The sequence below is a fragment of the Bacillus sp. YKCMOAS1 genome, from assembly GCF_030268125.1.
GTDB lineage: Bacteria > Bacillota > Bacilli > Bacillales > Bacillaceae > Bacillus > Bacillus safensis.
Genome location: NZ_BSEI01000001.1, coordinates 162,504 through 182,762, shown reverse-complemented (window position 1 = coordinate 182,762; position 20,259 = coordinate 162,504). Strand labels below are relative to the sequence as shown.

Below are 20,259 nucleotides of genomic sequence, written 5' to 3'. Positions count from 1 at the left end.
TTAGTAAAAACATGAACATCACATAAAACAACATATTTTCTCTTATTAAGAGAGGTGGAGGGACGTGCCCTATGAAACCCGGCAACCGTCAGCATAGCTGAAATTGGTGCCAATTCACTCAAAGCCGCAGCGCTTTGAAAGATGAGAGAAAGGCGTAATTGACATAAAAGGCCTTTCTGCTTGCGTTGCAGTTAGGTCTTTTTTACTGACCTGGCGTCAGGCTAGAGTCATGACAGAAAGAAGAATAAATAACGTATGTGATGGAAACCTATAGATTCAGCAAGAAAGCAGGTGATCAGACTGTGATCCATTTACAGAATGTATCAAAAACGTATCATTCAAAAAGCGGAAATGTTGATGCCGTGAAAGACGTCAACTTGGATATTGATAAAGGTGAAATATTCGGAATTATCGGGTATAGCGGTGCAGGAAAAAGCTCGCTTATTCGCCTATTAAACGGTCTGGAGCTGCCAACAGAAGGAATTGTTGAAGTGGCAGGCAACCGGATCAATGAAGTATCGAATGCGAAACTTCGGAAAGCAAGACAAGAAATCAGCATGATCTTCCAGCACTTTAATTTACTTTGGTCAAGAACGGTGAGACAAAACATTATGTTCCCGCTTGAGATCGCAGGGGTACCGACATCAAAACGGAGAGAACGTGCGAATGAACTGATTAAATTGGTCGGTTTAGAAGGAAAAGAAAATGCGTATCCGTCTCAGCTAAGCGGTGGGCAAAAACAGCGTGTCGGCATTGCGAGAGCATTAGCGAATGATCCAAAGGTTCTTCTATGTGACGAAGCGACATCTGCGCTAGATCCGCAAACGACCGATTCAATCCTTGAGCTTTTGGCGGATATCAATAAACGGCTAGGGCTCACGATTGTGCTCATTACACACGAAATGCACGTCATTCGCAAAATTTGTCATCGAGTCGCGGTCATGGAAAATGGACGTATTGTCGAAGAAGGCGAAGTATTGCGCGTCTTCAGACAGCCGAAGGAAGAAATGACGAAGCGATTTGTGAAACAGCTTGCGGAACCAGAAGAAGCGAAAGAAACAATCGAGCACGTCTTAGAACGAGTAAAAGAAGGTCAGGTCGTACGGTTGTCCTTTATTGGAGACTCTGCCGAGCAGCCGCTGATCACTGAAATCATTCGATCCTTCAATGTCGATGTGAATATCCTTCAAGGGAAGATTTCTCAAACGCAGGAAGGCGCGTTTGGAACACTCTTTATCCACATTAATGGAGAAGAGACTGAGGTAGAAAAAGCCATCGCCTATATCCAAAGCAAACAGGTTGAAATCGAGGTGATGACACATGTTTGAGAAATGGTTTCCGAACGTTGATTTAGACGTCATCTGGAGTGCAACAGGTGAAACGGTGTATATGACACTGATTTCATTGGCATTTGCCTTTGTCATTGGGATTATCCTAGGGCTCCTGCTCTTCCTTACAGGAAAAGGCGGTCTTTGGGAAAATAAACCGATTAATACTGTCATCGGCGCTGTCGTCAACATTTTCAGATCGATTCCTTTTATTATTTTAATTATTCTTTTACTAGGGTTTACGAAATTCTTAATGCATACGATTCTAGGTCCAAATGCAGCACTCCCTGCCCTTGTCATAGGGTCAGCTCCATTCTATGCACGTCTTGTCGAAATTGCACTGCGTGAGGTAGACAAAGGAGTCATTGAAGCAGCACGATCAATGGGAGCGAAAACGTCGACAATCATTTTCAAAGTATTGCTGCCAGAATCATTGCCAGCCCTTATTTCAGGTATTACCGTAACAGCCATTGCTCTAATTGGCTCTACTGCGATTGCAGGTGCAATTGGAGCAGGCGGACTTGGTGACCTCGCCTATGTGGAAGGGTACCAATCTGGTAATACAGATGTCACACTTGTAGCCACTGTATTTATTCTGATCATCGTCTTTATTATTCAAATAATCGGTGATTTGATTACAAATAAAATTGATAAACGTTAAGGGAGGATTTATTCATGAAGAAATTGATTTTAAGTGCACTATTTCTAGCATTTGCAGGTATTTTAGCTGCGTGCGGTTCATCTAATAACGCTAGTGAAAGCAAAACCATTACGGTTGCCGCATCAAAAACGCCGCATGCCGAAATTCTTGAAGAAGCAAAACCACTTCTAAAAGAAAAAGGCTACGATTTAAAAGTGAAAGTGCTTAGCGATTATAAAATGTACAACAAAGCGTTAGCTGAAAAAGAAGTGGATGCGAACTTTTTCCAACATATCCCTTACTTAAACGAAGAAAATAAATCAAACAAAGATTATAACCTAGTGAGTGCTGGTGCGGTTCACCTTGAGCCTTTCGGTATCTACTCTAAGAAATACAAATCAGTAAAAGATATTCCAAACGGCGGAACAATCATCATGACAAACAACGTAGCTGAACAAGGCCGTATGCTTGCCCTTCTGCAAAATGCTGGTGTCATCAAGCTTGATCCAAAGGTTGATACAATCAACGCAACAGTAAAGAACATTAAAGAAAACCCAAAGAACCTAAAATTCAAAAAAATCGCACCTGAATTAACTGCGAAAGCTTATGAAAACAGTGAAGGCGATGCTGTATTTATCAACGTCAACTATGCGATCCAAAATAAATTGAATCCGAAAAAAGATTCAATCGAACTTGAGCAAACAAAGAACAACCCATATGCAAACATCGTTGCAGTTCGCAAAGGTGACGAAAAATCAGATAAGATCAAGGCATTAATGGAAGTTCTTCACTCTGATAAAATCAAAGAATTCATCGACAAAAAATATGACGGTGCAGTATTGCCTGTATCTGAATAACAACATTTCAACCTCGCTTCTATCAAAGCGAGGTTTTTTGTGTATTTTTTCAAATCTCGCTCATAATAAAAACGTACAAATGACCTGAAGGGATGGAATCAAAATGAATGAACAGCATATGAGCGGATCCATGCAGCAATCACTGACTGATTATAAAACCGCAATGGGTGAATTCCAGAAGAAAATGCCGGTGTTTGGAAAGAAATTCAATGAATTTACGGAGCAGTGCTTTCAAAGCGATTCATTAACGCAAAAGGAAAAACAAATGATTGCCCTTGGCATCAGTATTCACGCGCAGGATGAATACTGCATGATTTATCATACAAAGGGAGCGCTCGATCAAGGGGCGACAGAAGAGAATCTGCTAGAGGTTGTGAGCGTGGCGGCAGCTTTTGGCGGCGGGGCAGCACTAAGCCAAGGAATCACTGTCGTTCAGCAATGTATTGATGAATTTGGAGGACAGACGCATTAAAAGAAGGAAAACAAGGTATTTTTCCATATCAAAGAGTTGAGTACTTCTCAACCGAATGTGTGAGAAAATATGACGTCATAGAGCGTCATATCCCTTTTGAGTGAAGCCGCATACGTTTGCTACAATAAAGCTACACTCAAGGAAGGGAATGGTTTATTATTTGTTCGGACCATAGTACACTGGGATTGGACTATACCGCCGAGATGGAAAAGGCCATGCATCAAGCTCATGGCATGAGCTATGCAGAGTACGAAAGAGACCATGACTTAAGGATGAAAGTGGAATATAAACGAGAGCAGTCCTATCGAGATGAGAAAAGACAGCTCGCAAAAATGAATATAAGAGGCTAATAATAGCTGAGGGGCGGGGAGAACAGTTTCCCGCCCTTTCTTTATGAAAACAGTCTTTTCGACATAAATCCTTTTATCTACCTGCTTTTTTTGTTAGAATTTTGAGAGCATCCTCTCACGCTTATCGTGAATGTGTTGTATTCAGTTTTAATTTGTTATAAAATTAGAATGAGAATAAATTGAGAATAATGATTATTTTGGAGGTATCGATATATGACTGCTTCGACATTAACAATTAAGGACTTGCACGTTGAGATTGAAGGGAAAGAAATCTTAAAGGGTGTAAACCTCGAGATAAAAGGTGGAGAATTCCACGCAGTAATGGGACCAAACGGAACAGGTAAATCTACTTTATCTGCTGCAATTATGGGTCACCCTAAATATGAAGTAACAAAAGGTAGCATCTTGCTTGATGGCGAAGATGTCCTTGAAATGGAAGTAGATGAGCGCGCTCAAGCTGGTCTTTTCCTTGCGATGCAATACCCATCTGAAATCAGCGGTGTCACAAATGCTGACTTCCTTCGTTCTGCTATTAACGCACGCAGAGAAGAAGGCGATGAAATCTCTCTTATGAAGTTCATCCGCAAAATGGACGAAAACATGGAGTTCCTTGAAATGGACCCAGATATGGCACAGCGCTACTTAAACGAAGGTTTCTCAGGCGGGGAGAAAAAACGCAACGAAATTCTTCAATTAATGATGATTGAACCAAAGATCGCCATCCTTGACGAAATCGATTCTGGTCTTGATATCGATGCCCTGAAAGTTGTTTCTAAAGGAATTAACAAAATGCGCGGCGAAAGCTTCGGCTGCTTAATGATCACTCACTATCAGCGTCTACTGAACTACATCACACCAGATCACGTTCATGTCATGATGCAAGGTCGTATCGTGAAATCTGGCGGACCAGAACTCGCACAGCGTCTAGAAGCAGAAGGCTATGATTGGATTAAAAAAGAGTTAGGAATTGAAGACGAAACTGTTGGTCAAGAAGCGTAAGCGTTAGGAGGATTATTGATGACATTAGAAACGAAATTATCAGTAGATCAAGATTATGTCAAAAGCTTCTCCGAGAAGCATCAGGAACCGGCATGGATGAGCTCCCTTCGCTTACAGGCTCTTGAAAAAGCAGAAGACCTCCCAATGCCAAAGCCTGACAAAACGAATATTTCAAAATGGAATTTAACGAATTTCAAACAGCATACAGTCGAAAGTGCACCATTTGGATCATTAGAAGAGCTTCCAGAAGAAGTGAAATCTCTTATTGATTTAGAGGACACAGATAAGACAGTTTACATTCAGCGTGATCAAACGCCGGCCTATTTGTCTCTTTCAGCTGAAGCGAAAGACAAAGGTGTGATCTTCACGGATCTTCATACAGCGATTCGTGAGCATGGAGATTTAGTGAAACAATACTTCATGACAGATGCAGTGAAAGTGGATGAGCATAAACTAACAGCTTTACACGCTGCTTTAGTCAATGGCGGAGCTTTCCTCTATGTTCCGAAAAACGTTGAGCTTGAAGCACCAATTCAAGCTGTTTATCTTCATGAAAATGACGAAACGACATTGTTCAACCATGTCATCGTCGTAGCAGACGATCATAGTGCTGTGACATATGTAGAAAACTACATCAGTACAGCAAAACCAGAAGAAGCAATCTTCAATATCGTTTCTGAAGTATTCACAGGCGCAAACGCCCGCGTCACATACGGCGCTGTAGATAACCTTGCAGAAGGTGTCACAGTATATGTAAACAGACGTGGTATGGCAAATGGCCGTGACAGTAAAATCGAATGGGCGCTTGGCCTGATGAATGATGGAGACGTCGTGTCTGAAAACATCACAAAACTAATGGGCGACGGTACATTCGGTGATACGAAATCAGTTGTTGTCGGCCGAGGAAACCAAACTGAAAACTTCACAACAAGCATCATCCACTTCGGTAAAAACTCTGAAGGATATATTTTGAAGCATGGTGTGATGAAGGATCAAGCATCCTCTATCTTTAACGGAATTGGTAAAATCGAGCATGGCGCAACTAAGTCAAATGCAGAGCAGGAATCACGTGTCCTCATGCTGAGTGAGAAAGCACGCGGTGACGCAAACCCAATTCTATTAATTGATGAAGATGATGTGACAGCAGGGCACGCTGCTTCTGTTGGACGTGTCGATCCAATTCAATTGTACTACCTCATGAGCCGTGGAATTTCCAAAGAAGATGCAGAAAGACTTGTGATTTACGGCTTCTTAAATCCAGTTGTGAAAGAACTGCCGATTGAAGGAGTTAAAAAGCAGCTGATTTCTGTAATTGAAAGGAAAGTAAAATAATGAATATCAAAGACGTTCGTGAGCAATTTCCAATCCTTCATCAGCAAGTGAACGGACATGATTTGGTGTATTTGGACAGTGCAGCGACTTCTCAAAAACCAAGAGTGGTCATTGATGCAATGAATGAGTATTACCGGTCTTACAACTCGAACGTCCACCGGGGTGTTCATACCCTTGGCACAAGAGCAACGGACGCATACGAGGGTGCGAGAGAGAAAGTTCGTGCATTCATCCGTGCTTCATCTGTCCAGGAGATTATTTTTACTAGAGGTACAACGACTGCACTAAACACAGTGGCGATCAGCTATGCTAGAGCCAACCTCAAAGAAGGCGATGAGATTGTCATTACGCATATGGAGCATCATGCGAATATCATCCCTTGGCAGCAAGCAGCGAAAGCAACTGGCGCCACATTGAAATACATTCCGTTACAGGAAGACGGCACGCTATCGCTTGAAGATGTGAAGCAAACGATCACACATCAAACGAAAATCGTCGCTGTCACACATGTCTCAAACGTATTAGGAACCATCAACCCGATTAAAGAGATCGCCAAAATTGCCCACGAACATGGGGCAATCATTGTCGTCGACGGTGCACAAAGCACTCCGCACATGCAAATTGATGTTCAGGATCTAGATTGTGACTTTTTCGCATTCTCTGGGCATAAAATGTGTGGACCGACTGGCATCGGTGTGCTTTACGGGAAGAAGGACCTGTTGAATAATATGGAGCCTGCTGAGTTTGGCGGTGAAATGATCGACTTTGTGGATCTATATGATTCCACATGGAAAGAGCTGCCGTGGAAATTTGAAGCGGGAACACCGATTATTGCTGGAGCAGTTGGACTAGGAAAAGCAATTGACTTCTTAAATGACATTGGTATGGAGGAAGTCAGCCGTTACGAGCATCAGCTTGCGACTTACGCGCTTGAGCGCTTTAAGGAGCTTGACGGTGCGACTGTTTATGGACCGCAGCACCGAGCTGGGCTTGTGACGTTTAACTTAGACGACGTCCATCCGCATGATGCGTCAACTGTTCTAGATACGGAAGGTGTCGCCATTCGTGCTGGACACCACTGTGCACAGCCGCTTATGAAATGGCTTGGTGTATCAGCGACTGCAAGAGCAAGCTTTTATCTGTATAATACAGAAGAAGAGATTGACCAACTTATTGCAGCGCTCCGTAAGACAAAGGAGTATTTTACGAATGTCTTTTAATGTAAACTTAGACACACTGTACAGACAAGTGATTATGGATCATTATAAAAATCCGAGAAACAAAGGTGTGTTAAACGACAGTATTGTCGTCGATATGAACAACCCAACGTGTGGTGACCGTATTCGTCTTACGATGAAAATCGAAGACGAAAAAGTCACTGATGCGAAATTTGAAGGAGAAGGATGCTCGATTTCGATGGCATCTGCCTCAATGATGACGCAGGCGATTAAAGGGAAAGATATTGAAACTGCTTTGAAAATGTCTCGGATTTTCTCCGATATGATGCAAGGAAAAGAATACGACGATTCCATTGATCTTGGTGACATTGAAGCGCTGCAGGGAGTGGCAAAATTCCCAGCCCGCATCAAATGTGCAACATTATCCTGGAAGGCGCTTGAAAAAGGCGCATCTGCCGAAGATAACGGCAAATCATAAGATTGGAGTGAAAATGGATGGCTAAAAAAATGCCAGATGTTGGTGAATATAAATACGGCTTTTCTGATAAAGACGTTTCCATTTTCCGTTCAGAGCGCGGACTGACAAAAGAGATCGTTGAAGAAATTTCTCGTATGAAAGAAGAGCCTCAGTGGATGCTCGACTTCCGTTTGAAATCTCTTGAGCACTTTTACAACATGCCGATGCCACAATGGGGCGGAGATTTAAATGCATTAAACTTTGATGAAATTACGTACTACGTAAAGCCATCTGAGCGCTCTGAGCGTTCTTGGGATGAAGTACCAGAAGAAATCAAACAAACCTTTGATAAGCTTGGTATCCCAGAAGCAGAGCAAAAGTATTTAGCTGGTGTATCTGCTCAGTATGAATCTGAAGTTGTGTATCACAACATGAAGCAAGACCTTGAAGATCTAGGAATTGTGTTTAAAGATACAGACAGCGCATTAAAAGAGAACGAAGACATCTTCCGTGAGCACTGGGCAAAAGTCATTCCTCCGACTGACAACAAATTTGCTGCGCTTAACTCGGCTGTATGGTCTGGTGGTTCATTTATCTACGTACCAAAAGGCGTAAAAGTAGATACTCCACTTCAAGCATACTTCCGTATCAACTCTGAAAACATGGGTCAGTTCGAGCGTACACTGATCATCGTTGACGAAGGCGCACATGTGCATTATGTAGAAGGCTGTACAGCTCCAGTTTACACAACAAACTCACTTCACAGTGCGGTTGTTGAAATCATCGTCAAAAAGGGCGGCTACTGCCGTTATACGACGATTCAAAACTGGGCAAACAACGTCTTCAACCTTGTGACAAAACGTACGATTTGTGAAGAGAATGCAACAATGGAATGGATTGATGGAAACATCGGTTCTAAGCTGACAATGAAATACCCAGCAGTCATCCTAAAAGGTGAAGGAGCTCGTGGTATGACATTAAGTATTGCCCTTGCAGGTAAAGGTCAGCACCAAGATGCAGGTGCGAAAATGATTCACCTTGCACCAAACACATCTTCAACGATCGTATCGAAATCAATTTCGAAACAAGGCGGTAAAGTAACGTACCGTGGAATCGTTCACTTCGGACGCAAAGCAGAAGGTGCACGCTCAAACATCGAGTGTGATACACTCATCATGGATAACAAATCAACATCTGATACAATTCCTTACAATGAAATCTTAAACGACAACATTTCATTAGAGCACGAAGCGAAAGTATCAAAAGTATCAGAAGAACAGCTATTCTACTTAATGAGCCGCGGAATTTCTGAAGAAGAAGCAACAGAAATGATCGTCATGGGCTTCATTGAGCCATTCACAAAAGAACTGCCAATGGAATACGCCGTTGAAATGAACCGTTTGATTAAGTTTGAGATGGAAGGTTCTATTGGTTAATAAAGAACATTGATGCACAACGCTTTTTGAAGGCATTTAATTTCGAGTGATACCACTTGTTAATTAAGCCTTCATGGCGTTGTGTTTTTTTATGTGAATGTGGAGAAGTATACAGTGTTCATCATCCTCAACAAATGGCTCTTACTCACATTCATGATGAAACGACAGATGTATTTAATTCGTGAAGTCAGATCCATCCCTCCAATATCATCATCATTAAAGCCATCATATTTTTCTGTGGAATCAAACTTATTTCTAAATGAACATAAATACTTGCAACATTTAAATTAGTACTGTATAGTTCTAATTATGACAAAGGTAAAATTAATGAATCAAAAACGTGTGCTTGAAGTAGCTGCAACATTATTTTTAGAAAAAGGGTTCGCTTATACAAGTATGGATGAATTGGTACGTGTAAGCAAAGTGTCAAAGTCTAATGTGTATTATCACTTTTCTAACAAGGAGGAATTATTAGCAGGGGTCGTTGATTATTGGATTGACATGTATCAAGTTGCAATAGACGACGTAATTTCTCAGACCCAATTTTCAGTTGAAGATCGTATCCAACTGTTTTTAAAGCAATTATCACAAGGAGTTCAGTCGAGAGAGTATAAGGGCGGCTGTCCATTTATTACTCTTTATATTCAAAGTCCTGCACAGGCCACGCAAATAAAAGAAAAAATAGGTCTTTTTTTCACAGGATTACAAAAGAAAGTTTCTCTATTACTGAAACAAGGTGTAGAGAACGGGGAATTCCGAAATACGATTCATATTGATGAGGTGGCATCACTTTTTATTACAAATCTTGAAGGAGCGTTATTTATTTCAGAAACATTGAAGGATGCAACTGTCATCACGAAAACAGCAGATCATTTATTTAACTTGCTTCGATAATAGAAGCTTTTTTTTTTACATCAAATTAGTACTGAATAGTACTAAAAGGAGACTTCATATGAAAACAGTATTTTTAACAGGTGGAACAGGCTTTATCGGAAAGCAATTAGTCGAAGAATTAGCCAAAGAGGATGTGAACATTCTTCTTTTAGTGAGGTCGAAAAGTAAAGCAACACGTATTTTTCAAGAAAGAGGCATTTTAAAACAGGAAGTGATGCACTTTATTGAAGGTGATTTGACGAAAATAGATTTAGGTCTAAGTGCTAAAGATATGGAGATGGTGTTGAAAACGGATGTGATGATTCACGCAGGAGGACCCATGGATATTCAAGCGACAAGTAACGAGGCAGCTTCTGTCTTTTTAAATGGCGCCAAATATATTGGTGAATTAGCTAAAAATATTCATCAATTGAAGGGCTTGCAGCATTTTATTCATGTTGTCGGTTATATGAGTCCCTTTGATGATGAAAATAGCAAAATTGCCATTGATGTGTTTAAAGAAGGAAACAATTATTTGAAAATCAAAAATCCATATGAGAGAACAAAATTTTTAGCAGACCTTTATATCCGTCAACAGGCGTCAGCACTAGGTTATCCGCTGTCTGTCATTAATCCGCCAACTGTCGTCGGCAGTAGTAAAACAGGGAGTACAGAGCAGATAGCAGGATTAGGTTTGCTTGTGAGTAGTATGCGAAGAGGGCTCATGCCGGTGATTCCTGGAGGTAAGGGATATAGGCTGCCACTGATTTCAAACGATGAGTTTGCAAAATTTATTGTGCAGGTTCTCAGGATCGAACAGCCGGCTATTCAAACATATACTCTTGTTGAAGACAAAGAGCATGATCAGAACATTGCTGAATTATTAAGTGTGATGTCGGAAAGTATGAATATGAGAGCACCAAAAATCTCTGTCCCATTGCCGCTTATGAAAACAATAATGAAAAGTGGAGTAAGTAAAATAACAAACATTCCTTCTGATGGATTGAATTTTATGACAAAACGAACATTTTCAAATGTTTCAGTGAAAAACATAATGGGAGGGGATTGGTTTAAGAAGACGAGTGTCATGAACTTTTTCCCTGCCGTAGTAGCTGATCTGGATTATCGAATGATGGATCAACATGGTGAGCATCATCATTTATTTGAGCGAACATTATGCGATAACAATACCCTTTACCAATTACAAGGAGAGGGGAAACCGTTTATTTTATTACATGGTTTATTGAGTGATGGAGAGGATTTATTCCCTTTAGCAGAAGAGCTTCATGAAAAAACGGGTCAGCCTGTATGGATCTTGGATCTTCCTGGCTTGGGGCGTTCTCCATTTAAAAGAGAGAAACATCTTCTAGATATCTACTTGAATGTAGTGAAAAAGTTATTGGAGAAAGCGACAAATGGTGCACATCTCATTGGTCATTCATTCGGTGCGTTTATCTTACTGGAAGCATTGGGACAAGGGTATATAGATGATAAGAAATATTCAATCACTTTACTTCAGCCGCCTGTTGCTAAAGAAAATGCAAAATCGCTAAATCTTCCACAATGGATGAACAAATGGACATTAAAATTAGCAACTCCTAATAGGATAGAGCGTTATTTATTAAGTAATGGTTTGTTTCAAAGGATGGAGAGCATCCCTGAATATTATATTGAAAAAATCAGAAACAGCTTTACTTCTCCTAGAATTTTAAATACGACGGTTCAACTTAACCATTTACTATTGAAAAACGATCACGGTGATTTCAATGAAGCAACAAAGCATAATCTTCATATGATTTGGGGGGAGTATGACAAAGGCTATTCTGCTCCATTGCATCTTGGTAAGGTTGATTTTGTTCCATATGGCCATCATTTTCCTCTTAGCCATCCGAGTGAAACGGCAGCATTGGTCATAAAAAATAGCGTACTAGCAGATGAGAGTGTGGGATAAAAAGTATGTAGTCAGATCGTTGTGTCTTTGATGTGAAATTGTACTGTTTGGGGTCCTACCCTATGCGAATGCTGAGTTCTTTATCTCTCAATCCACTAAGGGCGCACTACATGAAGATGACACAGGGAATTTCGGTGTCGATTTTGCTTTCGATGAGCCAAACAACGTGAAGAAGTCTTGAAATGGATGAATCTTGAACCGAGTGAGGAAAACAAAAAAATGCTTGAATCTATGTTTCAAGGTCAGTGCTTATTCAAGGATATTTACAGGCGTACTGCAAAAATTTCTATTGAATGTTTGTTTGATGAGTGGATGGGGGCATTTGAAACGATCAATAAAAGTGAGGTTGCATATGCGGAAGAAATGTATTTGTGATTTTTATTTCAATTGATGATTTGAGGCGGGAATGTCATACTTCTGAGTACATGTATACAGGAATATGATATATACAGCAAACTGTAATTACAGTATAATGGAATTGCAGTGTACTACACGAGGTTACACGAGTTTTTTTAAAATTTTATTAAACAAAACCATTGCAATGAATTAGAGCATTAAAATAAAAATTATACACAAAGCACAGCATTAAACAAAAGTATTGCAATTAATACACATCTTCTCTGGGTTTCTGGTCGTTTTCCATCGATAAAGGACGGTGAGAAGGCGGCAGCATGGCGGTATTAAACGAAAGATTATACACGAGGCGCAATAAATAATTACAAAATGATGTGTTTACATTTTGTTTTTTGAAGCTAAGGGTGAAATAAAAGCGTAAGTATGGCATTAATAAATAACAAATAACACACATCTAATCTTGTGTTTCTGGTCGTTTTCCATCGATAAAGAACGGAAGAGAAGAAATAAGCAATGCGTTAATAAACGACAAATAACATATATATCCGATGAGGTCTTCTAATTTGAAGACGGAGGAAAAACAAAAAATGGCCCAACTGGACCATTCTTCAGACTAGATGAACTTACAATTGCTTGATTAAGATCAGCAAATTAATTAGGAGGTTTGCTGATGCTATTATTAAAAACAAGCATGTTGTAATTTTCATCATTTTATTCACCTCCTTTGAGGAGGAATGAGCTTGGGCTAGGTAATAGCCTAGGCTCTTTTTGATTATACCTTAAAACATCCATCAATTGGTGTGTTTTATGTAATATTGCTAAAAGCACCTGTGGTATTAGGCACGACAAGGAATTGATGATCGTCAGTTTAGAAAATTGGCTCTTGATATGATAGAAAACAAACTATTTTTGAGAGAATGTTTAAATGACTGGTTGGCAATGCAATAGCTTAGGGTGTTATGAATATGGCATTGTGGGAAGGACAATGTTATCACTGTGTGAATCAAGAATAAAAGTATGAACGTGAATAACAAACAATTTTGTCAAAATGGATAATTGTAAAAAAGACCCAAAACGTTGACGACATACGTTTTAGGTCTTTTTGTTTTTGAAAAATAGAAATTAATTAGGTGCATAAAACTGATCTAAGGTTTTCGTCATATCATCAGATGCCGATTGTAAGATCACATCTTGCTCTAAAATCGCTGTTCCTTGTGCTCGGACAATAAAAAATTGTTGAAAGCCCATCAAGTTTTGGAATATTTCTTTTAGGTAATGATGCGAAAATTCCAGGGGTGTATATCGGTCGTTATTTGTGAAAATTGAGCCGCTTGCTTGAAGTAAAAGTACACGATAATCTTCAGTCATCAGACCAACAGAACCATTTTCTGTATATTTGAACGTTTCTCTCGCAATAAAGATATTATCTATATAATCTTTCATTCGTGAAGTCACATTGAAATTATGAACAGGTGACACGATCACAATTCGATGATGTGCTTTGAATTGAGCCAATAAAGCAGATGACGCAGCGGCGATTTTTTCTTCGGTAGCCGTTAATGTTTGTTCGGATGCTTGCTTATCCCAAACACCTAGCAGCTGTTCTTTTTCAATACGAGGAATTTCAGTTCCATATAAATGCAAAATGGTTGGTTCTTCATGAGGAAACCTTTCTTTAAACTGTTCTAAAAATAGTGTTTGCAGTTTGTTTGAATAACTTTCTCGATGAGTGAAATCTGGGTGCGCGTTAATGATTAATGTTTGCATGTACATGCTCCTTTTCTTTTGATAAGCTGAGTATAAATGATAAAGGTGACAAAAGAAGTCACCTTTTTAAGAGGGAAGGCAAATGAAAAAATCAGAACGATTAAACCAAGAACTTATTTTTTTAAGCGATAAACACTCTTTTCAGTTAAAGGATTTACAATGCGAATTTGGCATTTCTAAAAGGACGGCTTTAAGAGATATGGAAGAGCTAGAGTCAATGGGCTTAGCTTTTTACGTTGAAAATGGCAGACATGGAGGATATCGACTGGTGAATCAATCTCCATTGGTTCCTATTTATTTCAATATAGAAGAAGTCCAAGCTATTTTTTTCGCTCTTAAAGCGCTAAACCTGGTGTCAGCAACACCATTTAAAAAATCCTACTCACAAATTCGGCAAAAGTTGTTTGCCACAATGTCTGATGAGAGAAAGCAAATGATTACGGAGACTTTGGATGTGATTCATTACTATAATGTCGCACCAGTTAGTGAACAAAATCATTTGGAATTGATTTTACAGGCGATAATGGAAGATCAAATAGTGAAGATGACTTACACTCAATATGAAAATAAATGGATGAGGCTGCAATTTCTTGAGTTGTTTTATCGAAATGGCATTTGGTTTTCTCAAGCATATGATGTTCAAAATAAAAAGTGGGGCATCTATAGATGTGACTTTATGAAGGACATGATGATTGAAGAAGAAATCAGAGATACATTTACGAAGGAAGAATTAAAAGAACTGCAACTCGCGTACGAAAAAACTTATCATGATATCTCATTTAAATGTCGATTAACGGAACAAGGAAAAGAAAAGTTTTTGAAGAATCATTACCCAAATATGAGATTGGAGATCATTGATCATATTCCTTATATTGTGGGTGGGTACAATCAAGAAGAATTATCGTATATGACACACTATTTGATGTCATTCGGGAAACATGTCAAAATTGAATACCCAGATGAATTGAAAGAAAGTTATTTGAATCAATTGCGAGAAGTGATTGACCAGTATTGAATCACAAAAAACTAATATACTACAGCAAAGGCGAACCACTAAAGTTCGCCTTTTAACTACTATTATGTCAGTTACTTCGCCACATGCATTGTGCTTGTTTTCGATTTATCATCGACCTTCCCATACGTCAGCTGACGCCAAATAAACTCCATCGGGCCATATTTAAACCGCTTTAACCATAGCGTACTGAAGAGCACTAGGAAGACATACACACCAATAGCCATGAAAAACGTACCAGCAGGCTGAAGATGATTGGCAAGTCCGGCTCCGTATCTCAGAAATAGCATTGTGCCAATGATGGAGTGAAGCAAATAACAGGTCAGTGACATGCGTCCAACTTTGGTAAAGAACATCAAAGCACCTCGCAGCTGAGGAACGTGCAGAAACAGCATCGCAAGTGTACTCATATAAAACATACTGCCAGTGAATCCCCCGTTTTGTTCCAGAGCAGTGGCAATGTTCACCCAGAGTGTATTTTCAAAAGGATTGACCGCTGTAATGATCGTACTGCCTTGTGTGATGAGAAACGCGATTGTACAAATGATCCAAATGCGTTTCCAAATCGCTTTTTTCGCCTCCATGTTTTTGAAAAACTCCATTTTCACAAAATAAACACCAAGTAAAAACATGAAGAACATAGAATAGATGGTAGAAAAAGAACTGGAAGCCATTGTGACCATATCTGTCCACCGATCACCAATAGATGCTAAATAAGTCAGACTGTTGTGGCTGGTCAGCTCGAAATCAGCAAAATCCGGCTTGCCTGATGCTGTGTTCATGGTATTGAACAGCATCGTGAAAATAGGTGTGAGCAATTGAATCACAAAGAGTGTGATCAGCCAGTATAGGATGGTTTTGGCTGTTCGTTTGTAAAAGAAAAGCAATAAAAAGCCAGCGACTGCATAATAGGCCAAAATGTCACCAATCCAAACAAAGGTCAAATGCAGAAGGCCAAATCCTAAGAGAATGGTTAACCTGCGTGCAAACAGTTTGGTTGGGCTGTCCACCTTCTGAGCAGCTCGGTCCATAAAAATCATAAAACCAACCCCGAATAGAAAGGAAAACAGTGTAATGAATTTCCCCGAGGCAAACCAATTCACCACATTGTGAAAGACATCATTTGACTCCATGTCAAATCCCTTGGCCGAATCCACGATCAAAAAGTAATTGACTAGAATAATCCCCATTAAGGCGAATCCTCGTACGATGTCCAAGAAATGAACCCTTTCTCGCAGACTCATCGGTTGTCCGTGTGCTACTTTGTTTGCATTCATATCCGTGCCCCTTTTCCTGTTATGATAAATGTGATTTGGATCGAACCATTGATCCTTACAATGAATCAATATATAGATCAATTCTTAACAAATTATGAAGAAGTGAATTTTTGGAAATGAATGTGTCCATTTGATGGCAGATTCTTAAATTCATAAACTGTTAAGGTTTATGCTGTATCTTTTCACATAGCTAGATGATATATAGTAAAGACATAAAAGAAAGAGCAACACATTACATGAGGTGAGAGACATGACCCATCGAATATTAGTCGTAGAAGATGATCAGGATATTGGTGACCTTCTTCAGGAATCCCTTTCACGTGCAGGATATGAGGTGCTAAGAGCGATGAATGGCGAGCAAGCATTGAAGCTTGTGGATGATTTGCTCGATTTGGTGATTTTAGATGTGATGATGCCTGGGCTCTCAGGCATCGAAACATGCCAGCACATAAGATCCTCATCTAACGTTCCGATTCTATTTCTGACAGCCAAGTCGAGCACATTCGATAAAACTGAAGGATTACTTGCCGGTGGGGATGATTATATGACAAAGCCCTTCTCAGAAGAGGAGCTTCATGCTAGAGTCATTGCACAATTACGCAGGTATACCGTCTATCAGGAAAAGAAGGAGCAGGAAGAGACTTTTCTTGTTGGGGGTAAGCTGAAGGTAAGTGAAGAATTTAATGAAGTATGGAAAGAAAACCAGCAAATTAAGCTGTCTGATCTAGAATATCGGATGTTAAAGCTGCTCATGAGCAGGCGAAACAAAATATTTTCTGCTCAAAATATTTATGAAAGCGTGTGGGGACAGCCCTATTTCTATTGTTCCAACAATACGGTGATGGTACATATTCGAAAGCTTCGTGCCAAAATTGAAGATGATCCTGCGCGTCCTGTATATATCAAAACTGAATGGGGAAGAGGATATCGATTTGGCACATCCACATCGTAAATATACACTGGCCAAAAAGCTGGCACTGTTGATTTTGGCGGCTGCAATCGTAAGTGGTATTGTCTTTTTGACGCTGCAAAAGATCACCAATGATTTAATCGATGGATATTTGAGTTCAGACGAGTATTACGAGCAGGAGTCAGCCAAGTATATTCAAAAATTCAGCCGCTACGTGTCTGAGAATGAGCTGTCTTCAACGGATCGAAAAGCGTTTGGCGAGTGGGTGAAAAAAGAGAATTACATTAATTTGACCATCTTCAATGATCAAGTGCTGCAATATGACTCTATTTATTCCGCTGCCGATGAATCGGCGTACGGAAAAGAAAAGATGACCCAGTACGCTAAGCATCATTCGTATCCGGTTCAGTTTAGCGACGGTAAAGGCCGCGTCATGGTGGATGGTTTCTATTCATCTCGTTACCACGATCTTGCCTTTACACTGGAGCTGCTCGGGGCAACGCTTATATTTCTCCTCATTGTTCTTCTCGGCATTCGCAAAAGTCTGCGCTACCTGCAAATGATTCATCAAGAGATTCATATTCTTGAAGGGGGAGAGCTGGACTATGAGATGACGGTAAAAGGGCATGATGAATTAGCGATGATTGCCAAAAGTATTGAGGATCTGCGAAAAGCCTTTTTGGACAAGCTTCAAGCCATTGATGAGTTGCAAGAAGAGAGCCGCAGCTTGGTCACCGAAATGTCCCATGATATGAGGACACCGCTGACGTCGTTGATGATGAATCTGGAGTTTGCGAAAAAAGAGGAGACTGGAGCGGATACCCGTAAAGATCAATATATAGCGAGTGCCTACGGGAAAGCACTGCAATTAAAAAATCTGTCTGACAATCTGTTTGCCTATTTTCTGCTGGATAAAGAACATGAATTTGAGCTTGAGACCGTTGCAGTCAAAGAGGTGATTTACGATCTCCTGTCAGATCAGGTGGCCATCCTGCATCAAGAGAACTTTAAGGTTCATCTTTTAGGAGAACTGCCTGACAGCTATATCAATGTGAATGTCGAGCTGCTTGGCCGAGTATTTGATAATGTGATGTCCAATTTACGGAAATACGCAGATCCCAAAAAGGATATCAATCTCACGTTTTTATCGGATCAAGAAATTTTTGAGATTCATGTCAGCAATGCGATAAAAGAGACAAAGGTCACGCCGGAAAGCAATGGACTTGGTGAACGAAGCATCAAACGAATGATAACCCGCATGCACGGGCAGTTTGAAAGTATAGAAAGGAACGATGTTTACTACATCGTGCTGCGATTTTGGAACATCAAAATGTAGAAAACCAATGAATATACTGGAATGGAGAGACAACTCAATGAAACGATTCAACAACTTCCAAAAGATACCTGATCTCTTACAAGGCCTTCTCAATATCTGTCTGTTCTTTTTGGCCATCGCTTTAAGTGTTCTCTTGATCAGTGAAACATGGTACATTGTCCAATTTGTTTATAAAACACTGTTCAACAAAGGAGAAAGCTATTATGGAATGCTTGGGGAACTGCTGATCTTCTTTATGTACTTTGAGTTTATTGCCTTAATTATTAAATACTTTAAATCTAACTTTCATTTCCCGCTTCGTTATTTTATTTATATTGGGATCACAGCTGTCATCCGTTTAATTATCATTGATCATGAAGAGGCGGTATCGACCTTCTGGTGGGCGCTGGCCATTCTTGCTATGACCTGTGCACTCTTTATCGCGAGCAAAAGAGATGCTGCTCAAGAGCATGAGGAAGTGAAGTAAGGAAAGAAGACGAACGATGGACGTTCGTCTTTTGTGCATTCATAAAGAGATGTACAGTATGATGAAAGGCGTTTTACAAAGCACCGACTTTATTGACATGTTCTTATGGTATGATTTAGAAAAAGTAAGACCTTCCCTCTGCAGGATATGAATGAATAGGATGCAGGAAGGAGGATGACTAATTCGGCTTAGTCATTCTCATTTCTGGCTAAAGGAGCGAAATCAATTGACACACACCAAGACAGAACCATTCTCGTTTACAAGTATGCAACAAGCAGCCTCTGTACATATTCCAGAAAGACAATTCATTTCATCACATGATGGTACAAGCCTTGCGTATTATCCATTTTTATCAGAAAAGAAGACGCAGGCCAATGTGATCTTGATTCATGGCGGTGGTGCTCATAGTTTGGCTGGTTATGAGCATATCGCTTACACACTGCAACATGATTTTCACGTAAATGTATTTTTACTTGATCTAAGAGGCCATGGCCATTCACAAGGAAAAAAAGGGGATACACCTAGTGTCACGGATGTATGGCAAGATATGTCGCAGGTTGTGGATGCCATTAAACAGGATCATAAAGGTGCCATCTACCTTTGTGGCCATTCTTCGGGAGCAGGCCTGCTGCTTAACTACTTGTCTTGGCCCAAAAAAAGAGAAGTGGACGGTTACTTTTTCATCGCACCTGAATTTGGCTATAAGTCAGGTACTGCAAGGGCTGATCAAATTCCTTTTGCCACCGTTCAAGTATGGAAATTCATTCTGTCTGCGATGACAAAAGGGAGTCTAATGAGTCATTCTGAAGCCGTACGTTTTCATTATCCTGCATGGGCAGTTGAGCAGGATCCGCTTCTGTTGACGGCTATCACCGTCAATCTATCTCTTGCCTTAACCCCATCTGCACCTAAAAAACAATTTGCGAAGATGGATCGGCCGTATGGCATGTTTGTAGGCAGCAAGGATGAGCTGTATGACGTCGAGACATTTCTTACCTATCATGAGCTGCCGAAACAACCAATCAAAAAACAATCAGTCTATCAAGTGCTGGAAGGACATACCCATTTGTCGATTTTATTAGAAGCGGGAAAACAGATTGGCAGGACGATTCAAATGTGGAATCATCCTATTTTATAAGAACAACTAGTCAATACTCTCCCATTTTCTTAAAAATTTACATTGACACCATCCTTTTCTATGATAAAATCATAATGTGATAATGAGAATCGTTATCAAATGATATGACTACATATAGAATGGATA

The 20,259-nt window shown here is 40.0% G+C and carries 19 protein-coding genes, 1 pseudogene and 1 riboswitch; of the genes and pseudogenes, 18 read left to right on the top strand and 2 right to left on the bottom strand.

Translation table 11 applies throughout. From position 1 onward, the window contains the following. The first annotated feature begins 39 nt into the window (after window positions 1-39). Window positions 40-148, top strand: a riboswitch (SAM riboswitch). Window positions 149-302: 154 nt separating this feature from the next. The 13 genes and pseudogenes from QSJ46_RS01000 to QSJ46_RS00940 form a co-directional block, all read left to right on the top strand. Continuing rightward, window positions 303-1,328 carry a methionine ABC transporter ATP-binding protein gene (locus tag QSJ46_RS01000; protein WP_024423402.1) on the top strand — a complete coding sequence of 342 codons (1,026 nt, stop codon included), beginning with the start codon at window positions 303-305 and terminating at the stop codon, window positions 1,326-1,328. Beyond that, window positions 1,321-1,989 (top strand): methionine ABC transporter permease, encoded by a 669-nt coding sequence (locus QSJ46_RS00995; protein WP_285604155.1) that lies wholly within the window; start codon window positions 1,321-1,323, stop codon window positions 1,987-1,989. The genes QSJ46_RS01000 and QSJ46_RS00995 overlap by 8 nt, the downstream gene beginning before the upstream one ends. A gap of 14 nt (window positions 1,990-2,003) precedes the next feature. After that, a complete protein-coding gene (metQ, locus tag QSJ46_RS00990; RefSeq protein WP_024423400.1) occupies window positions 2,004-2,825 on the top strand; it encodes a methionine ABC transporter substrate-binding lipoprotein MetQ in 822 nt (273 codons plus the stop codon). Window positions 2,826-2,928: 103 nt separating this feature from the next. Then, window positions 2,929-3,297 (top strand): carboxymuconolactone decarboxylase family protein, encoded by a 369-nt coding sequence (locus QSJ46_RS00985; protein ID WP_003212803.1) that lies wholly within the window; start codon window positions 2,929-2,931, stop codon window positions 3,295-3,297. 215 nt (window positions 3,298-3,512) lie between these two features. Beyond that, a complete protein-coding gene (locus tag QSJ46_RS00980; RefSeq protein WP_254965641.1) occupies window positions 3,513-3,647 on the top strand; it encodes a YuzK family famiily protein in 135 nt (44 codons plus the stop codon). A gap of 213 nt (window positions 3,648-3,860) precedes the next feature. Continuing rightward, complete coding sequence (gene sufC / locus QSJ46_RS00975) at window positions 3,861-4,646, top strand: Fe-S cluster assembly ATPase SufC (RefSeq protein WP_007500355.1); 786 nt, start codon at window positions 3,861-3,863, stop codon at window positions 4,644-4,646. Between the two features lie 18 nt (window positions 4,647-4,664). Beyond that, complete coding sequence (gene sufD / locus QSJ46_RS00970; RefSeq protein ID WP_024423399.1) at window positions 4,665-5,978, top strand: Fe-S cluster assembly protein SufD; 1,314 nt, start codon at window positions 4,665-4,667, stop codon at window positions 5,976-5,978. After that, window positions 5,978-7,198: a cysteine desulfurase gene (locus QSJ46_RS00965; RefSeq protein WP_047202434.1), complete on the top strand. Its 1,221-nt coding sequence runs from the start codon at window positions 5,978-5,980 to the stop codon at window positions 7,196-7,198. The genes sufD and QSJ46_RS00965 overlap by 1 nt, the downstream gene beginning before the upstream one ends. Then, window positions 7,188-7,634 carry a Fe-S cluster assembly sulfur transfer protein SufU gene (sufU, locus tag QSJ46_RS00960; RefSeq protein ID WP_039181277.1) on the top strand — a complete coding sequence of 149 codons (447 nt, stop codon included), beginning with the start codon at window positions 7,188-7,190 and terminating at the stop codon, window positions 7,632-7,634. The genes QSJ46_RS00965 and sufU overlap by 11 nt, the downstream gene beginning before the upstream one ends. Window positions 7,635-7,651: 17 nt before the next feature. Then, window positions 7,652-9,049: a Fe-S cluster assembly protein SufB gene (sufB, locus tag QSJ46_RS00955; protein WP_017368012.1), complete on the top strand. Its 1,398-nt coding sequence runs from the start codon at window positions 7,652-7,654 to the stop codon at window positions 9,047-9,049. Between the two features lie 327 nt (window positions 9,050-9,376). Then, window positions 9,377-9,943: a TetR/AcrR family transcriptional regulator gene (locus QSJ46_RS00950; RefSeq protein WP_285604154.1), complete on the top strand. Its 567-nt coding sequence runs from the start codon at window positions 9,377-9,379 to the stop codon at window positions 9,941-9,943. A 58-nt stretch (window positions 9,944-10,001) separates the two neighbouring features. Beyond that, window positions 10,002-11,873 carry an alpha/beta fold hydrolase gene (locus tag QSJ46_RS00945; protein ID WP_285604153.1) on the top strand — a complete coding sequence of 624 codons (1,872 nt, stop codon included), beginning with the start codon at window positions 10,002-10,004 and terminating at the stop codon, window positions 11,871-11,873. Between the two features lie 61 nt (window positions 11,874-11,934). Next, window positions 11,935-12,248, top strand: a pseudogene (locus QSJ46_RS00940) (ATP-binding protein); the annotation flags it as partial. A gap of 1,101 nt (window positions 12,249-13,349) precedes the next feature. Here QSJ46_RS00940 and QSJ46_RS00935 read toward each other — a convergent pair. Further along, window positions 13,350-13,994 (bottom strand): FMN-dependent NADH-azoreductase, encoded by a 645-nt coding sequence (locus tag QSJ46_RS00935; protein WP_285604152.1) that lies wholly within the window; start codon window positions 13,992-13,994, stop codon window positions 13,350-13,352. A gap of 82 nt (window positions 13,995-14,076) precedes the next feature. On the opposite strand from QSJ46_RS00935, the gene QSJ46_RS00930 reads away from it, so the two are divergent. Continuing rightward, window positions 14,077-15,009 carry a helix-turn-helix transcriptional regulator gene (locus QSJ46_RS00930; RefSeq protein ID WP_285604151.1) on the top strand — a complete coding sequence of 311 codons (933 nt, stop codon included), beginning with the start codon at window positions 14,077-14,079 and terminating at the stop codon, window positions 15,007-15,009. Window positions 15,010-15,080: 71 nt separating this feature from the next. Here QSJ46_RS00930 and QSJ46_RS00925 read toward each other — a convergent pair whose 3' ends face one another. Then, entirely contained in the window at window positions 15,081-16,283 is a 1,203-nt protein-coding gene (locus QSJ46_RS00925; protein ID WP_285604150.1) for a DUF418 domain-containing protein, read from the bottom strand. A gap of 250 nt (window positions 16,284-16,533) precedes the next feature. Here QSJ46_RS00925 and QSJ46_RS00920 point away from each other — a divergent pair, with 250 nt between their 5' ends. The 4 genes from QSJ46_RS00920 (at window position 16,534) to QSJ46_RS00905 (ending at window position 20,133) form a co-directional block, all read left to right on the top strand. Further along, window positions 16,534-17,235 carry a response regulator transcription factor gene (locus tag QSJ46_RS00920; protein ID WP_144467909.1) on the top strand — a complete coding sequence of 234 codons (702 nt, stop codon included), beginning with the start codon at window positions 16,534-16,536 and terminating at the stop codon, window positions 17,233-17,235. Further along, complete coding sequence (locus tag QSJ46_RS00915) at window positions 17,216-18,529, top strand: HAMP domain-containing sensor histidine kinase (RefSeq protein ID WP_285604149.1); 1,314 nt, start codon at window positions 17,216-17,218, stop codon at window positions 18,527-18,529. Before QSJ46_RS00920 ends, QSJ46_RS00915 begins: the two co-directional genes overlap by 20 nt. Window positions 18,530-18,566: 37 nt before the next feature. Next, window positions 18,567-18,995 (top strand): phosphate-starvation-inducible protein PsiE, encoded by a 429-nt coding sequence (psiE, locus tag QSJ46_RS00910; RefSeq protein ID WP_039181241.1) that lies wholly within the window; start codon window positions 18,567-18,569, stop codon window positions 18,993-18,995. Window positions 18,996-19,221: 226 nt separating this feature from the next. After that, window positions 19,222-20,133: an alpha/beta fold hydrolase gene (locus QSJ46_RS00905; RefSeq protein ID WP_224929440.1), complete on the top strand. Its 912-nt coding sequence runs from the start codon at window positions 19,222-19,224 to the stop codon at window positions 20,131-20,133. The last annotated feature ends 126 nt before the right edge of the window (window positions 20,134-20,259 follow it).

Excerpts from the sequence above, each read along its gene's own strand:
- QSJ46_RS00995 (WP_285604155.1), top strand. The coding sequence starts at position 1,321 with ATGTTTGAGAAATGGTTTCCGAACGTTGATTTAGACGTCATCTGGAGT.
- metQ (WP_024423400.1), top strand. The coding sequence starts at position 2,004 with ATGAAGAAATTGATTTTAAGTGCACTATTTCTAGCATTTGCAGGTATT.
- QSJ46_RS00985 (WP_003212803.1), top strand. The coding sequence starts at position 2,929 with ATGAATGAACAGCATATGAGCGGATCCATGCAGCAATCACTGACTGAT.
- QSJ46_RS00980 (WP_254965641.1), top strand. The coding sequence starts at position 3,513 with ATGCATCAAGCTCATGGCATGAGCTATGCAGAGTACGAAAGAGACCAT.
- sufC (WP_007500355.1), top strand. The coding sequence starts at position 3,861 with ATGACTGCTTCGACATTAACAATTAAGGACTTGCACGTTGAGATTGAA.
- sufD (WP_024423399.1), top strand. The coding sequence starts at position 4,665 with ATGACATTAGAAACGAAATTATCAGTAGATCAAGATTATGTCAAAAGC.
- QSJ46_RS00965 (WP_047202434.1), top strand. The coding sequence starts at position 5,978 with ATGAATATCAAAGACGTTCGTGAGCAATTTCCAATCCTTCATCAGCAA.
- sufU (WP_039181277.1), top strand. The coding sequence starts at position 7,188 with ATGTCTTTTAATGTAAACTTAGACACACTGTACAGACAAGTGATTATG.
- sufB (WP_017368012.1), top strand. The coding sequence starts at position 7,652 with ATGGCTAAAAAAATGCCAGATGTTGGTGAATATAAATACGGCTTTTCT.
- QSJ46_RS00950 (WP_285604154.1), top strand. The coding sequence starts at position 9,377 with ATGAATCAAAAACGTGTGCTTGAAGTAGCTGCAACATTATTTTTAGAA.
- QSJ46_RS00945 (WP_285604153.1), top strand. The coding sequence starts at position 10,002 with ATGAAAACAGTATTTTTAACAGGTGGAACAGGCTTTATCGGAAAGCAA.
- QSJ46_RS00935 (WP_285604152.1), bottom strand. The coding sequence starts at position 13,994 with ATGCAAACATTAATCATTAACGCGCACCCAGATTTCACTCATCGAGAA.
- QSJ46_RS00930 (WP_285604151.1), top strand. The coding sequence starts at position 14,077 with ATGAAAAAATCAGAACGATTAAACCAAGAACTTATTTTTTTAAGCGAT.
- QSJ46_RS00925 (WP_285604150.1), bottom strand. The coding sequence starts at position 16,283 with ATGAATGCAAACAAAGTAGCACACGGACAACCGATGAGTCTGCGAGAA.
- QSJ46_RS00920 (WP_144467909.1), top strand. The coding sequence starts at position 16,534 with ATGACCCATCGAATATTAGTCGTAGAAGATGATCAGGATATTGGTGAC.
- psiE (WP_039181241.1), top strand. The coding sequence starts at position 18,567 with ATGAAACGATTCAACAACTTCCAAAAGATACCTGATCTCTTACAAGGC.